This is a genomic window from Paracoccus sp. NFXS7 (assembly GCF_040148865.1).
Taxonomy (GTDB): Bacteria; Pseudomonadota; Alphaproteobacteria; order Rhodobacterales; family Rhodobacteraceae; genus Paracoccus; species Paracoccus marcusii.
On sequence record NZ_JAKEKV010000001.1, the window covers coordinates 914,406 to 928,984 of the forward strand.

The 14,579-nt window shown below is 69.4% G+C and carries 10 protein-coding genes; 3 read left to right on the top strand and 7 right to left on the bottom strand.

The window, feature by feature from the left end; genetic code table 11:
* Nucleotides 1–7: 7 nt before the first annotated feature.
* The 6 genes from trkA to dusB form a co-directional block, all read right to left on the bottom strand.
* Complete coding sequence (gene trkA, locus LZ686_RS04505) at nucleotides 8–1,384, bottom strand: Trk system potassium transporter TrkA (RefSeq protein WP_045982009.1); 1,377 nt, start codon at nucleotides 1,382–1,384, stop codon at nucleotides 8–10.
* A gap of 65 nt (nucleotides 1,385–1,449) precedes the next feature.
* Nucleotides 1,450–2,841, bottom strand: a complete 1,392-nt coding sequence (gene ntrX, locus LZ686_RS04510; RefSeq protein ID WP_349547098.1) for a nitrogen assimilation response regulator NtrX — start codon at nucleotides 2,839–2,841, stop codon at nucleotides 1,450–1,452.
* Nucleotides 2,838–5,099 carry a sensor histidine kinase NtrY-like gene (locus tag LZ686_RS04515; RefSeq protein WP_295166483.1) on the bottom strand — a complete coding sequence of 754 codons (2,262 nt, stop codon included), beginning with the start codon at nucleotides 5,097–5,099 and terminating at the stop codon, nucleotides 2,838–2,840. The genes ntrX and LZ686_RS04515 overlap by 4 nt, the downstream gene beginning before the upstream one ends.
* Nucleotides 5,100–5,172: 73 nt before the next feature.
* Nucleotides 5,173–6,618: a response regulator gene (locus tag LZ686_RS04520; RefSeq protein ID WP_349547099.1), complete on the bottom strand. Its 1,446-nt coding sequence runs from the start codon at nucleotides 6,616–6,618 to the stop codon at nucleotides 5,173–5,175.
* Between the two features lie 12 nt (nucleotides 6,619–6,630).
* Nucleotides 6,631–7,743, bottom strand: a complete 1,113-nt coding sequence (locus LZ686_RS04525) for a two-component system sensor histidine kinase NtrB (protein ID WP_045982013.1) — start codon at nucleotides 7,741–7,743, stop codon at nucleotides 6,631–6,633.
* On the bottom strand, nucleotides 7,740–8,741 hold the full coding sequence (gene dusB, locus LZ686_RS04530) for a tRNA dihydrouridine synthase DusB (RefSeq protein ID WP_349547100.1): 1,002 nt from the start codon (nucleotides 8,739–8,741) through the stop codon (nucleotides 7,740–7,742). The genes LZ686_RS04525 and dusB overlap by 4 nt, the downstream gene beginning before the upstream one ends.
* A gap of 241 nt (nucleotides 8,742–8,982) precedes the next feature.
* Between dusB and LZ686_RS04535 the strand changes: the two genes are divergently transcribed.
* On the top strand, nucleotides 8,983–10,365 hold the full coding sequence (locus LZ686_RS04535; protein WP_349547101.1) for an L-serine ammonia-lyase: 1,383 nt from the start codon (nucleotides 8,983–8,985) through the stop codon (nucleotides 10,363–10,365).
* Here LZ686_RS04535 and LZ686_RS04540 read toward each other — a convergent pair.
* Complete coding sequence (locus tag LZ686_RS04540; protein ID WP_206692751.1) at nucleotides 10,362–11,453, bottom strand: sensor histidine kinase; 1,092 nt, start codon at nucleotides 11,451–11,453, stop codon at nucleotides 10,362–10,364. The two genes, LZ686_RS04535 and LZ686_RS04540, sit on opposite strands and share 4 nt — an antisense overlap.
* 259 nt (nucleotides 11,454–11,712) lie before the next feature.
* On the opposite strand from LZ686_RS04540, the gene LZ686_RS04545 reads away from it, so the two are divergent.
* Entirely contained in the window at nucleotides 11,713–12,273 is a 561-nt protein-coding gene (locus LZ686_RS04545; RefSeq protein ID WP_148911914.1) for a hypothetical protein, read from the top strand.
* A gap of 112 nt (nucleotides 12,274–12,385) precedes the next feature.
* The gene (locus tag LZ686_RS04550; protein WP_282028625.1) at nucleotides 12,386–14,572 is read left to right on the top strand and encodes a YjbH domain-containing protein; all 2,187 of its coding nucleotides are present in this window, start codon (nucleotides 12,386–12,388) and stop codon (nucleotides 14,570–14,572) included.
* The last annotated feature ends 7 nt before the right edge of the window (nucleotides 14,573–14,579 follow it).

The window sequence follows — 14,579 nt, forward strand, 5'->3', positions numbered from 1 at the left end:
CCGACCCTCAGAAGAAGTCGATCGAGACCTGCAACAGGCGCTCGACTTCGGGGACATCCTTGGTCAGGGCAAAGATCAGCACGATGTCGCCCTCGTCGATGCGGGTGTCGGCCAGCGGCTTGACCACCCGGTCGCCCTTGCGCACCGCGCCCAGCAGCGCGCCTTCGGGGAAGTCGATGTCGCGGATCGCGCGGCCCGCCATGGGGCTGGTGGACAAAACCTGCGCCTCCATCACCTCGGCCTCGGCGTCGCCGACGGAATAGATGTCGCGCACGCGCCCGTGGCGGATGTGGCGCAGGATCGTGGACACGGTCGTCGATCGCGGGTTGATATAGGCGTCGATGTCCAGCGCCCCCATCAGCGGCACCAGCGTGGGGTCGTTGATCAGCGCAATCGCCATTTTCGCCCCCGCCTGCTTGGCGCGCACCGAGGCCAGGATGTTGGTCTTGTCGTCGTCCGTGACCGCCAGGACGGCGTCGGCCTGGGGAACGGCAGCCTCGTCCAGGATCTCGGCCGACAGGCCGTCGCCGTTCAGCACGATGGTCCGTTCCAGACGGTCGGCCGCGAATTCGGCGCGCCCCCGGTCGCGTTCGATCAGCTTGGCGCGGATGCGGTCCGGCCGCGCCTCCAGCGCCTGCGCCACGGCCAGGCCCACGTTGCCCGCCCCGATGATGGTCACGCGCTCCTGCTTGCGGGCGGGCTTGCCAAAGATGTCCAGCGTACGCGCCACGTCGTCGATGTGGCAGAAGACATAGATCTGGTCCTCGGCGAACAGCTGATCGCCCGGTTCGGGCGCGAACAGCCGCCCCTTGCGGCGTACCCCCGCCACGATAGCACGCAGGCTGGAGAACAGCTCGGTCAGCTGGCGCAGCGGCGTGTTCAGCGCCGGACAGTCCGGTTCCAGGTCGATCCCCAGCAGCTGGATTTTGCCGTCCATGAAGGTCTCGACGTCGAAGGTCGACGGGGCCGACAGGCGCTGCAGGGCAGCCAACGCGACCTCGCGTTCGGGACTGATGACCACGTCGATGGGCAAGTGCTCGGTGCGGTACAGATCGGAATAGATCGCGTCCAGATAGGCACCCGACCGCAGGCGCGCGATCTTGCGCGGCACTTGGAAGATCGAATGCGCGACCTGGCAGGTGACCATGTTCACCTCGTCCGAATGGGTCGCGGCGATGATCAGGTCGGCGTCGCGCGCGCCGGCGCTGTCCAGGATGTCGGGATGGCTGGCAAAACCCGTCACCCCCTGCACGTCCAGCGATTCCGTGGCCCGGCGCACCAGGTCGGGATTGTTGTCGATGACGGTGACATCGTTGCGCTCGCCCGACAGGTGGCGTGCGATCTGCCAGCCGACCTGCCCTGCCCCGCAGATGATGATCTTCATGCGTCACCCTTCCTGTCCCGCGCCCCCTTGCCTAAGCCGGGCGCGCGGTCCGCGCAAGCGGCAGGCTATTTGCCCATCATCAACTCGTCCTCGCCGCGCATCCCGCCGACGACCCCAAGCGACTTCAGCTTGCGGTGCAGCGCGCTGCGCTCCATGCCGACGAACTGCGCGGTGCGGCTGATGTTGCCGCCGAACCGGTTGATCTGGGCGACCAGGTATTCACGCTCGAACAGCTCGCGCGCCTCGCGCAGCGCCATCGCGGTGACCGACGGCCCCAGGCTCAGCGTGTCGCTGTTGTCCGGCGTGGCCCCCTGGGGCTCCAGCTCGGACGGCAGGATCGGCCCGTGGCTTTCCGCCAGGATCAGCACGCGCTCAATGACGTTGCGCAGCTGGCGGATGTTGCCGGGCCAGCGCATCGATTGCAGCGCGGCCACGGTCTCCTCGGGCAGATCGCGCGGGGTCAGGCCCTGGTTCTTGTGGAACTGCTCGATGAAATGGCGCGCCAGGGCCGCGATGTCGTCGCGCCGGTCGGCCAAGGACGGCACCGCGATGGGCACCACGTTCAGCCGGTCGAACAGCTCCTGCCGGAACCGGCCGGCGGCGATCTCCGCCACCAGGTCGCGGTTCGTCGACGACAGCACCCGCAGGTCGACCCGTACCTTGTCCGCGCCGCCCGCGCGCACGAACTGCTGTTCGGTCAGCACGCGCAGGATCTTGGGCTGGGTGCCCATGGGCATGTCGCCCACCTCGTCGAAATAGATGATGCCGCCATGCGCTTGCTCCAAGAGGCCCGGCTCTATCCCGCGTTCGGGGGATTCGCGGCCGAACAGCACCTCCTCCATGCGCTCGGGCTCGATCGTGGCACAGGGGACGGTGACGAAGGGCGCCGACGCGCGCGGGCTGTGCGTGTGGATATAGCGCGCGGCGCTCTCCTTGCCGGTGCCGGGTTCGCCCGCCAGCATCACCCGGCCGTTGGACCGCGCCACCTTGTCCAGCGCGTCGCGCAGCCGCTTGAAGGCTGCGGACTGGCCCAGCATGTCGGCCACGCGGTCGCCGCCGCGCCGCAGGCTGCTGTTCTCGCGGCGCAGGCGGGCGGTCTCCATCGCGCGGTTGATGACGACCATCAGCTGGTCGATGTTGAAGGGCTTCTCGATGAAATCGTACGCCCCCTGCTTGATCGCGGCGACCGCGATCTCGATGTTGCCATGCCCCGAGATGATGATGACCGGCACGTCGGGATTGTTGCGCTTGACCTGTTTCAGGATGTCGATCCCGTCCATGCGGCTGTCCTTCAGCCAGATGTCCAGGATCATCAGCGATGGCTCGCGGTCGTTCAGGGCCGCCACGGCCTCGTCCGAATTCGCGGCCATGCGGGTGTCAAAGCCCTCGTCGCGCAGGATGTCGGCGATCAGTTCGCGGATGTCGCGTTCATCATCGACGATCAGGATGTCGTTCATGGTGTCGCCTCGTCTTTTTCTTGTCTGCTCTTGGTCTTGGGCCCCCGCACGGGATGGCGTTCGCGGGGCAGCCGGATCTCGGCCATGGCGCCCGGCGGATCGGGCGCATCGGTCAGGGACAGGCTGCCGCCATGTTCCTCGACGATCTTCTTGACGATGGGCAGGCCCAGCCCGGTGCCGTGGCTTTTCAGCGTCACATAGGGTTCGAACAGCCTCGACCGGTCGGCGGGCAGGCCCGGCCCGGTATCGGTGATGCGGATGCAGACGGATTCGGGCTGCACCTCCAGCGCGACGGCGATCTTCGGCGTCCAGCCGGGGATCGCCTGCGCGGCCTGTTCGTCGATGGCCTCTCCGGCGTTCTTCAGAAGGTTGGTCAGCGCCTGGCGCATCATCCCCGCGTCGCAGTCGACGATCACCGGCTCCTCCGGGATGTCGCGGATGATGGTCGCGTGCAGGGCGTCCTGCTGCAACAGCAGCACCTGGCGCAGCAGCGCGGCCAAGTCGGTCTCGGCCCGGTCGGGTTCGGGCATCCGGGCAAAGCGGCTGAACTCGTCCACGATCCGGCGCAGGTCGTTCGTCTGGCGGATGATCACCTCGGTGTACTGGTCCAGCGCGGCGCGGTCGCCCTCGGCCGCCAGCGGGCCGAACTTGCGGCGCAGGCGTTCGGCGGACAGCTGGATGGGCGTCAGCGGGTTCTTGATCTCATGGGCCACGCGGCGGGCGACGTCGCCCCAGGCGGCCATGCGCTGCGCGCTGACCAGTTCGGTCACGTCGTCGAAGGCCACCACGTATCCCTCCAGCGCACCGTCCGCGCCGCGGCGCACGGCCATGCGGACCAAGAGGCTCTCCACCCGGCCCTCGCGCATCAGGCGGACCTCGTCCTGGATCGTCTCGGCGACCGAGGCGGACAGGCGGGCGAACAGCGGCGCGAATTCCGGCACCACCTCGGACAGCAGGGCATCGATGTCGCGTTTCGCATCCAGCCCCAGAAGCCGGCTGGCCGAGCGGTTGACGAAGTCGATCTCTCCGGCCGCGTCCAGCCCGATGACCCCTGAGGTGACCGAGGTCAGAACGTTGTCGAACAGCCGCCGCTGGTCATCGGACAGGCGATAGCTCTCGACCAGCTCCTCGCGCTGCGTCTTCAGCTGGCGGGTCATGCGGTTGAAGGCCTGGCCCAGGGTCTGGATCTCGTCCCCGGTGCGGACCTCGGGAACCTGCACGTCCAGATCGCCGCGCCCCACGCGGTCGGTCGCCTGCGCCAGAAGGCCGATGGGCCGCGACAGGCGGGAAGCGAACCACAGCCCCAGCCAGATCGCCGCCGCCACCAGCAGAAGCGCAAAACCCAGATAGACCAGCGAAAACTCCAGCAGGACCTGGCTGCGCATCGCCTCCAGCTGGCGGTAATCGCCCGCGGTCGCACGGGTATCGTCCACCAGCCCCAGCAGGTCGCCATCCACGTCGCGTGTCACGTACAGGTATCGGTCGGCCAGCGGCGGCAGCGCGACAAGCGCGCGGAACTCGTCATTCGCCCAATCCTCGATCAGGGCGATGCCGTCGGCCTGCGCGCGGTCCAGCTGGTCGGCACCCGGCGCCTCGTACCAGAACAGATAGCTCCGCTCGCCCCGGGCGCGGATCTCTCCGGCGCCGTTAATGATATAGGCTTCGCGCAGTCCGCGCTGGATCAGGCCCTGGCCCTGCACCAGCAGCTCGCGCATCTCTCCGTCCTCAATCAGGGGATTGGCGCGCCCCGCACGGGTCAGGATGCTGGCCAGCGCGCGCGCATCCTCGGTCAGATCGCCGCGATGTTCCGCGTGATAGGCCTCGGCCGCGGCCTGGGACGTGGTCACGACCTGCTGCACGCGGTCGGAGAACCAGCCCTCCAGCCCGATGTTGACCAGAAATCCCGCGAACAGCGCGACCAGCACCGTGGGCACCAGCGCCAGCCCGCCAAAGATCGCGACCAGCCGTGCATGCAGGCGCGATGCAGGCGCCGTGCTGCGCCGGGCCGAGATCAGCCGCGCCATGCGCGCGACGATGAACCCGATCAGCACGATCAGAAAGGCCAGGTCCGCCAGCAGGACCACCCGCAGGGTCGCGCCCTGCATGCCCCGACCGAACGGTCCCATCACCGCCAGCGTCGCCACGGCCAGTGCCACGCCCGACAGCACGATGCCCCAGGTCAGCGCCCCGCGCCACGGTCGGGGCAATCGGATACGGGCCAGCCTGTCCCAGCTGAGCCCCGATGCCAAACCTGCCATATCCCCCACTTGCCGTCTTTCGCGGCTTTTGTTGCGGGCGCGCGTGTCCTTCGCGCTGGTCCCTGTGGCGGTTTTACATCAGTTTGCGCCTCCGTGTCACCTCGATATTCAGCTCGGTCAGTTTCTTGCGCAACGTATTGCGGTTGATCCCCAGCAGATCGGCACAACGCAGCTGATTTCCCCCGGTCGCATCCAGCGCCACCTGCAGCAGCGGGCGTTCCACCTCTCGCAGGATGCGGTCATAGAGGCCCGGCGGTGGCAGCGCGTCGCCATGCAGGTCGAAATAGCGCTGCAGATGCGCCTCGACCGAATCCGACAGGCGCGATCCGACCTGGGGCAGGCTGACGACGCCCGCGGGTTCGGGCGCGGGCGCCAGGGCCGATACCGGCGCCGCCGCGGGGGTGCGGTGGCCCGACTGCTGGGACAGCGCCTCGCGCATCTCGGCGGTGCTGATGGCGGGGCCGCTGGCAGTCAGGGCCAGGCGGCGCATCATGTTCTCCAGCTCGCGGACGTTGCCCGGGAACGGATGGGCGCGCAGCATGGCAGCCGCATCGTCCGACAGCATCCGCTCCGGCAGGCCCTGTGCGGCGGCACGGGCCAGCAGATGCGCCGCCAGCGGCAGGATGTCGTCCACCCGCGCGCGCAGGGGCGGCACGCTGACGGTGACGCCCGCCAGGCGGTAATACAGGTCCGACCGCAACCGGCCCGCCGCCACGTCGGCCTGCGGATCGGACCCGGTGGTCGCCACGATGCGGGGCGCATGGGCGCGGTCGGGGCCGGCCTCCATCGTCTCGATCAGGCCGATCAGGCGGGCCTGCGCGCCTGTGTCGAACCCCGCCGGGTTCTCGATGATGATCGTGCCACCGCGGGCCTTGTCGGCGGCGCGCACGATCGCCTCCTCGGTCGCGTCGGACGAGGTCAGGACCGCAAGCCCCCGGTCGCGCCGGTCCGACAGCTCGTGAAAGCTGCGGGCGATGGTGGTCTTGCCCACCCCCGCCTCTCCGGCGATGATCACCGGCAGGTCGGCGTTCAGCACCCGCGCGACCATGCGGAACAGCGCCTGCATCGACGGCGCATGGCCGATCAGCGGCATGGCCGGGTCTGCCGCCTCGCGCGGGGCGGGCAGCGGTTCGGGGATCGGGTCGGACTTTCGCGGGCGGCGCGACAGGGCCTGGTTCGCCTTGGACATCAGGTCCGGCAGATCGAAGGGCTTGGGCAGGTATTCGAACGCCTCGGCCTCGGTCGCGCGGATCGCGGTGACGATGGTGTTCTGGGCCGAGATCACGATCACCGGCAGGTCGGGCCGCGCCTCGCGGATGGCGGGGATGCGGTCGATGCCGTTGCCGTCGGGCATCATCACGTCGGTGATGACCAGGTCGCCGCGCCCCTCCTCGACCCATTTCAGCAGCTGTGCCAGGCTGCCCGTGGCGTGGACGCGGCACCCCGCGCGGGTCAGCGCCTGCGTCAGCACCGTGCGGATGGTGCGATCGTCGTCAGCAATCAGAACGGTGCCGTCCATGGGTTCAGGTCCTTATGCCTTGGGCAGGGAGATGCGGAACACGGTGCGACCGGGGCGGCTGTCCACCCGGATCAGCGCGCCGTGGTCGGTGATGATCTTGCTGACCAGCGCCAGGCCCAGCCCGGTGCCGTTCTCGCGGCCCGAGACGAAGGGCTCGAACACCTGGTCGGCGATGGCCGGGGGGAAACCGGGGCCGTTGTCCTCGATCTCGATCTGCAGGGGCAGCGGGCGGCCCGTGGGATCGGTCTCGTCGGGGGGACGGCGCAGCGTGTGGTCGTAATGGGTGCGCAGGCGGATCGCGCCGCCGGCCTTGCCGTCCAGCGCCTCGGACGCGTTCTTGACCAGGTTCAGGCAGACCTGCACCAACTGGTCCGCGTCCGCCAGCGCCGCAGGCAGCGAGGGGTCGTAATCGGTCACGATCTGCACGTCGCGCGCGAAGCCCGCCTTGGCCGACCGGCGCACCTGTTCCAGCACGTCATGCACGTTCAGCGCCGACAGGCGCGGGGCCGAGGTGTCGCCGAACCGTTCGACCTGGTCCAGAAGCGCCACGATACGGCGCGATTCCGCGACGATCATCTCGGCCATCTCGCGGTCCTCGGGGGTGGCGTTCATGGCCATCAGCTGGGCCGCGCCGCGGATGCCCGCCAGGGGGTTCTTGATCTCATGGGCTAGCATCTCGGCCATGCCGATGGCGCTGCGTGCGGCGCTGCGCACATGACGGGCCTGGTGCGCGCCATCATCGTCCTGCGGCACGATCAGCAGCGACACCGACCCGCCGGCCCCGTCCGCGGGGCCCGCATGCACGGCCGCCCGCCGCGCCTGGTGGTTGCCGGTCCGGTCGCCGATCTCGAACTGGACGCTGGTCTGGTACAGCGCCTCCTCGCTGGCGCGCACGCGGGCCAGCAGCGGCCCCAGGCCGGGCTGCAGGCGCAGGCGCATCGACATCTCGTCCCCGTCCAGTGCGCGGCCCAGGGTCGAGTTGCGCGACAGGTTCAGCCAGATCTCGGCGGCGTCGTTCATCGCGGCCACGCGTCCGTCGGCGTCCAGGATCAGCGCGGGCAGCGGCAACGCCGCCCAGCCCGGTCCGGGGGCCGCCTCACGGAAATCGCGCGGCCGAGGCGTCATGCGGCCACCCCCGCGGCATCGCCGAAGGCACGGGCGATCAGGTCCAGGGTCGCGCGGGGCGTGTCGGCCCGCATCATCTGGTCGCGCAGCGGGGCGCCGTTCGCATCGGCATACCAGCCCAGATGCTTGCGCGCGACGCGCAGGCCCAGATCGCTGCCATAGAAGTCCAGGATGTCCTCGTAATGCTCGGCCACCAGATCGGCCAGCGCCGCGCCCTGCGGCACGTCGGGCGCGGGCGTGCCCCACAGATCATGCGCGATCTGCGCCAGGATCCAGGGCCGCCCCTGGGCGCCGCGACCGACCATCACCGCATCCGCCCCCGACGCCGCCAGGGCCGCACGGGCGCTGGCGGCATCGACGACGTCGCCATTGGCCACCAGCGGCGGGCGCGCCGGCAGGTCGGCCACGGCGCGGATCGCGGACCAGTCGGCCTGCCCCTTGTAGAACTGCGCCCGCGTGCGTCCATGCACGGTCAGCATCGCGACCCCCGCATCGCGCGCCCGCGCCGCCAGATCGGCCGCGTTCAGGCAGTCGTCGTCCCAGCCCAGCCGCATCTTCAGCGTGACGGGCACGTCGACCGCCCCCACGACCGCATCGACCAGCGTCATCGCGTGATCCAGGTCGCGCATCAGCGCCGCGCCGGACAGCCCGCCGGTGACCTTCTTGGCGGGGCAGCCCATGTTGATGTCGATGACACGCGCCCCCATGCCGGCCACGATGCGCGCGGTCTCGGCCATCGGTGCGGCTTCGCGGCCCGCGATCTGGACGCTGACGGGCAGCGCCCCTTCGGTCAGCGCCTTGGCGCGCACGGCGGCACGCGTCGACGGGCGCGGCGTCACCATCTCGGTCGAGGCGACCATCTCGGACACCATCAGGCCCGCGCCGAACCGCGCGACCGCGCGGCGGCAGGGGACATCGGTGATCCCGGCCATCGGCGCCAGGAAGACCGGCGGGCCAAGAGGTGTGTCACCAAGCATGATCGGGTCGGGCAATCGCATGTTCTGTTCCTTCACCCCGGGGCAGACCGCCCGCAAGAACGGCAGGGGGCGGCTGGCCTGCCCAAATCGCAGGCGCGTCCCGGTTGCCTGCAAACCGGGCATGTTGCAATCATCTTAAGCAGACCGCGCGCCAAGGCTGCAAGCGGGCCGATGTCGCAACCGGAACCGGAAGCGACGTGGACGGTGGTGGCGGCGGGGCCTGCGTCGTGCTTGGATGGGCGCGGAAATGCAAGGGGGTGCCATGTTTCTGTCGGTGTTCGATCTGTTCAAGCTGGGGGTGGGGCCCTCCTCCTCGCACACGATGGGGCCGATGGTGGCCGGCCAGCGGTTCCTCGACTCCCTGCGGGTGCAGCCGTTCCGCGCGCATGGGCTGCGCGCCAGCCTGCATGGCAGCCTGGCCTTCACCGGCAAGGGACACGCAACCGACCGCGCGACGATCCTGGGTCTTGCGGGCTTCACCCCCGCCAGCATGGACATGGACGCGGCCGAGGCCGCGCTGGCCCGCAACCGAGAGACGCGCCTGCTGGAACCGCAGGGGCTGGGCCCGCTGGTCTTCGACCCCGAACGCGACCTGCGGTTCGATTACGACCACACCCTGCCCGGCCATGCCAACGGCATGACCCTGTCGGCGACCGACGCGCAGGGCGACGTGATCTATCACCAGATCTACTACTCGATCGGCGGTGGCTTCGTGATGACCGACCAGGAACTGGCCGACAAGGCGGGCGCGGTGCGCAGCGATGCCACGTCCAGCGTGCCCTATCCCTTTGCCAGCGCGGCCGAGATGCTGGAGATGGCCCAGGCCTCGGGCAAGTCCATCGCCCGCATGAAGGAGGCCAACGAGCTGTGCTTTCGGTCCCGTCCCGACATGCTGGCGGGGCTGGACCGCATCTGGACCACAATGCGCGACTGCATGGACCGCGGCCTGTCGACGGAAGGCGTCCTGCCCGGCGGGCTGCACGTGCGTCGGCGCGCGCGCGCGATCCACGCCAAGCTGGTCGAGGAACGCGGCCTGAACATGACCGCGCCCCATGTCATCAACGACTGGATGTCGGCCTATGCGATGGCCGTGAACGAGGAGAACGCCGCCGGCGGTCAGGTCGTCACCGCACCCACGAACGGCGCCGCCGGCACGGTGCCCGCTGTGATCCGCTATTGGCTGGACCATGTGCCGGGCGCGTCCGAACGGCTGCTGCCCGATTTCCTGCTGACGGCGGCGGCGGTGGGCGGGCTGATCAAGCACAACGCCTCGATCTCGGGCGCGGAATGCGGCTGCCAGGCCGAGGTCGGATCGGCCGCCGCGATGGCCGCCGCGGGCCTGGCCGCCGTCCTGGGGGGCACCCCCCAACAGGTCGAGAACGCCGCCGAGATCGCGCTGGAGCATCACCTGGGCATGACCTGCGACCCGGTGCGCGGCCTGGTCCAGGTGCCCTGCATCGAGCGGAACGGGCTGGGCGCGATCAAGGCCGTGGCGGCCGCCAGCCTGGCGCTGCGCGGCGACGGCAGCCACATCGTGCCCCTGGACGCCGCCATCGAGACGATGCGCCAGACCGGCCGCGACATGTCCGAGAAATACAAGGAAACGTCGCTTGGCGGCTTGGCCGTGAACGTCCCGAACTGCTAGGGGGTCAGCTGCCCGCGCAGCGTGTAATGCAGGCCCTGGGGCAGGAATTCGGCCTGTCCCTCGCCGTTGAAATAGGCCGGGACGATCATGTTCACCAAGCGCGACCCGAACCCTTCACGCGTGGGCGCGGCCACGACCTGACCGCCGGTCTCCTGCCAGTCCAGCGCGAAGTCGTCGCCCATGACCGACCAGGTCAGGTCGACCATGCCCAGCGGGCTGGCCAGCGCGCCGTATTTTGCCGCATTCGTCGCCAGTTCGTACAAGGCCAGCGACAGGCCGACTGCCTGCTGGCTGCTCAGCGGCACGGGCGGGCCGGACAGGCGGATGCGGTCGTTCCCGACCAGATGGGCACCAATGGATCGGGCCATCACCTCGGTGATGTCGGCGCTTTCGCCCAGGCCCGTGAACAGACCCTGTGCCTTGGCCAGCGCCATGATGCGCGCGCCGACCGTGTCGCGGGCCTCCTGGATGCTGGTCGCGTTGCGCAGGCTGGAGGACACCACGGTCGAGGTCACCGACAGGATGTTCTTGATCCGGTGCAGCAGCTCTTCCTGCATGACCTGCTGGTTGCGGCGTGCCAGCACCAGCGCAGTCATGTCCACGGTGATGTTCATCAGACCCGCCACGCTGCCGTCGTCGTCGTAAAGCGGGCTGTAGCTGAAGGTCCAGAACGTCTCCTCGTCGAACCCGTTGCGGGTCATGACAAGGCGCATCTCCTCGGAATAGGTGCCGCGGCCTGACAGCGTCTGGTCAACCAGCGGCTTGACGTCGTCCCAGACATCCGCCCAGATCTGCTGGAAGGGCTGACCCAGGGCCCGCGCCTCCTTGCGGCCCAGGACGGGCGCATAGGCGTCGTTGTACAGCATGATCAGCTCGGGGCCCCAGAACATGCAGGACGCGTGCCGCTGCGCCAGCATCATCCGCACCGCGGTCGTCAGCGCCACCGACCATTCCGAGATCGGGCCCAGGGGCGTGGCCTGCCAGTCAAAGTTTCCGGTCGCACGCGCCATCGGCCCGTCGTCCCAGGAAAATCGCGCCGGTTCGGGCCGCGCGGCGGGGCCCCGGGCGTGCTGTGCCGATCCCGTCATGTGGGTGCCACCAGAGAGAACATCACCGAAACCTATGCCGGTTCCCGTATGATATTCAACGAATAACCCTCGATCCCGCCGGTTTCGCACTAATAATCATCATTTATCAACAAGGCGAACCGTCCGGTGCGGCCGATCCATGCGGCGGCGACATGCCGGGACGGGGGCGTGACGCTTGCCCCCTGTGGCTGCGGTTGCTAACGCTTGGCAGACAGTGATCCCGCGACAAATCCGCCCAGAACCAGAAGGCCAAAGCCCCATGTTCCCCCGCCTTGCCATCCTTGCCCTGATGACCCTGCCCCTGGCCGCCTGCGACACCCAGGTGATGACCGACCTGCGACGCGGGGTCGGCCTGGACGACGCCGCAGCCCAGCCCGAAGAGCCGACCGGCCCGCGCCCGCCCGCCGTCTCTCCGCTGGAACAGCCGATCGAGACGGGCACGGTCGGGCGCGTCGTGCCCACCGCGGAACCGGTGACCTATCGCACCACCGCCTTTGTCGCGGGCGGGAACGAACCGGCCTGGAACGTCCAGGTCAGCGGCGACACGGCCGTCTATCGCACGGCCGACAACCAGGCCGGGCGCCAGATCCCGGTGAACCGCCTGGTCTTCAGCCAGGGCGTCGAATACATCGGCGTGCTGGGCGGGCGGCCCTTCGTGCTGAACCTGCGGGCGGCGAAATGCAAGGACAGCATGGTCGACGAGACCTATCCGCTGACCGCACGCCTGACCGTGAACGGCCAGACCCAGCCCGGCTGCGCACAGCCCGCCGCCCCGGCCGCACCCGCCACAGCCGAGGCCGCACCGGCCGCCGCCGGTTGACGCGCGCGCGCGGCTCACGCATTCGTGTGTCGATCCGTGCCGCAAAGCCTGCCACTGCGCCTGACGATCCTGCCCTGCCCGCCCTGATCCTGCCGCCGAAAGGAAGCCGCCGATGCGCCGCTCGCGACTGACCCGCCAGCTGATGGCCACCACCCTGCCCCTGGCCCTGATCGTGGGGTCGGGCGTCGGCGTCGCGACCGCCGACCCGATGCTGGGGCGCAACATGTCGACCTATGGCCTGCCCGGCGGCATCGACACGCCCACGGCCGAGACGATGCCCGACGGCAGCCTGGGCGCGACACTGTCGCTGTCCGACTATGCCCGGCGCGGCAACGTCTTCTTCCAGGCGCTGCCGGGGCTGACAACGGTCCTGCGCTATGGTCGCGTCGACGGGATCAACGATTACCGGCAGGAGGGGTTCATCTCGGACCGATCGCTGGACCTGCGCTATCAGATCGTGGACGAGGACGGCTGGCGCCCCGCGGTGGCCGTCGGCCTCCAGGACTTCCTGGGCACCGGCGTCTATTCGGGCGAATACATCGTTGCGACGCGCAACGTGACGCCGACGGTGCGCGCATCGGTCGGCCTGGGCTGGGGCACGCTGGCGGGCAAGCCGCGCATCATCGACGTCGGCGACGAGGGCGGGACGCCCAATGTCGAGGACTGGTTCACCGGCGGGGCCAAGCCCTTCGCCTCGGTCAGCTGGCAGGTCAACGACCGCCTGAACCTGGTCGCGGAATACTCCAACGACATCTATCGCGCCCGCTACAGCGACGGCAACGAATACCAGCAGGGCGACGAGCCGGGCAGCAACATCAACCTTGCCGCCAACTACCGCTTTGGCCGCAACTACGAGGCCGGGCTCTATACCATCGGCGGAGAGACGATCGGCGCCCAGTTCACCATCGCGCTGAACCCGCGCGACGCCACCTATCCGTCGGGCCTGGAAAGCGCGCCGGCCCCGGTGCGTCCGCGGCCGGCGCCCGCGCAGGACCCCGAGGGCTGGTCGGGCAGCTGGTCGCAGGACCCGACCGCCCAGCCCGCCATCCAGAAGGCCCTGGGCGACGGCATGGCCGACGAGGGGATGCTGCTGGAAAGCATGGCCCTGGCGCCGACCCGCGCCGAGGTCCGCCTCCGCAACCAGCGCTATATCAACCAGGCCGAGGCCGTGGGCCGCACCGCGCGCCTGATGACCCGCGCACTGCCCCCGTCGGTCGAGACCTTCGTGATCACCTCGACCAGCGACGGGATGCCGACCTCGTCGGTGACCCTGCGCCGCAGCGATGTCGAGCGGCTGGAGAACACCGAGGCCGGGCAGATCGCCGCCGCATCCACCCTGTCGGACGCCGCACCGGGCGCGCCGGGGCTGGTGGCCAGCCAGGGCCTCTATCCGCGGTTCCGATGGTCGGTGAAGCCCTATCTGGACCTGGGCATCTTCAGCGCCGAGGACGGGCTGACCCACGAGGTCGGCGCCGAGGCGCGTGCCAGCTATGAGCTGATGCCCGGCCTGATCGCCACCGGCGCCCTGCGCCAGCGCGCCTTCGGCGACATCGGTCAGCGCGGACCGGGCATTCCGGGCCAGCGGGGCGAATATTACAGCCCCGACGAGTATGAATCAAACCCCGCCCTGGAAACCACGCCGCAGGGCGTGCCGCGGGTGCGGTCCGACACGCGGATGTACACGGGCAATTCCAGCCCGGTGATCCCGGAACTGACGCTGGCTTGGTACGCCAAGCCGTCGGACGCGATCTATACCCGCGTGACCGTGGGCCTGCTGGAACGCGCGTATGGCGGCGTCTCGGCCGAGGCGCTGTGGAAGCCCGCCAATTCGCCCCTGGGCTTTGGCGCCGAGATCAACCGCGTCCGCAAGCGCGACTTCGACCAGCTGTTCGACTTCCGCGACTATGAGGTCACGACCGGCCATGTCTCGGCATACTATGAGTTCACGCAGGGCTTTACCGCCCAGCTGGATGTCGGCCAGTATCTGGCGGGGGACGTCGGTGCGACCGTGACCCTGGCGCGCGAGTTCGCGAACGGATGGCAGATCGGCGCCTATGCCACCAAGACCGACCTGTCGGCCGAAGAATTCGGCGAGGGCAGCTTCGACAAGGGCGTGACCCTGTCGATCCCGCTTGGCTGGGCCACGGGCCAGGCCAGCCGCGACCGCGTGTCGACCAACATCCGCTCGCTGTCGCGCGACGGCGGATCGCGGGTCAATGTCAACGGACGCCTGTACGACCGTGTTCGCGAAAGCCACACCGTCGATCTTTACGAAGGCTGGGGGAGGTTCTGGCGATGAGCAGAGC

Coding starts and splice junctions, on each gene's coding strand:
- trkA (WP_045982009.1), bottom strand. CDS start 1,384: ATGAAGATCATCATCTGCGGGGCAGGGCAGGTCGGCTGGCAGATCGCA.
- ntrX (WP_349547098.1), bottom strand. CDS start 2,841: ATGAACGACATCCTGATCGTCGATGATGAACGCGACATCCGCGAACTG.
- LZ686_RS04515 (WP_295166483.1), bottom strand. CDS start 5,099: ATGGCAGGTTTGGCATCGGGGCTCAGCTGGGACAGGCTGGCCCGTATC.
- LZ686_RS04520 (WP_349547099.1), bottom strand. CDS start 6,618: ATGGACGGCACCGTTCTGATTGCTGACGACGATCGCACCATCCGCACG.
- LZ686_RS04525 (WP_045982013.1), bottom strand. CDS start 7,743: ATGACGCCTCGGCCGCGCGATTTCCGTGAGGCGGCCCCCGGACCGGGC.
- dusB (WP_349547100.1), bottom strand. CDS start 8,741: ATGCGATTGCCCGACCCGATCATGCTTGGTGACACACCTCTTGGCCCG.
- LZ686_RS04535 (WP_349547101.1), top strand. CDS start 8,983: ATGTTTCTGTCGGTGTTCGATCTGTTCAAGCTGGGGGTGGGGCCCTCC.
- LZ686_RS04540 (WP_206692751.1), bottom strand. CDS start 11,453: ATGACGGGATCGGCACAGCACGCCCGGGGCCCCGCCGCGCGGCCCGAA.
- LZ686_RS04545 (WP_148911914.1), top strand. CDS start 11,713: ATGTTCCCCCGCCTTGCCATCCTTGCCCTGATGACCCTGCCCCTGGCC.
- LZ686_RS04550 (WP_282028625.1), top strand. CDS start 12,386: ATGCGCCGCTCGCGACTGACCCGCCAGCTGATGGCCACCACCCTGCCC.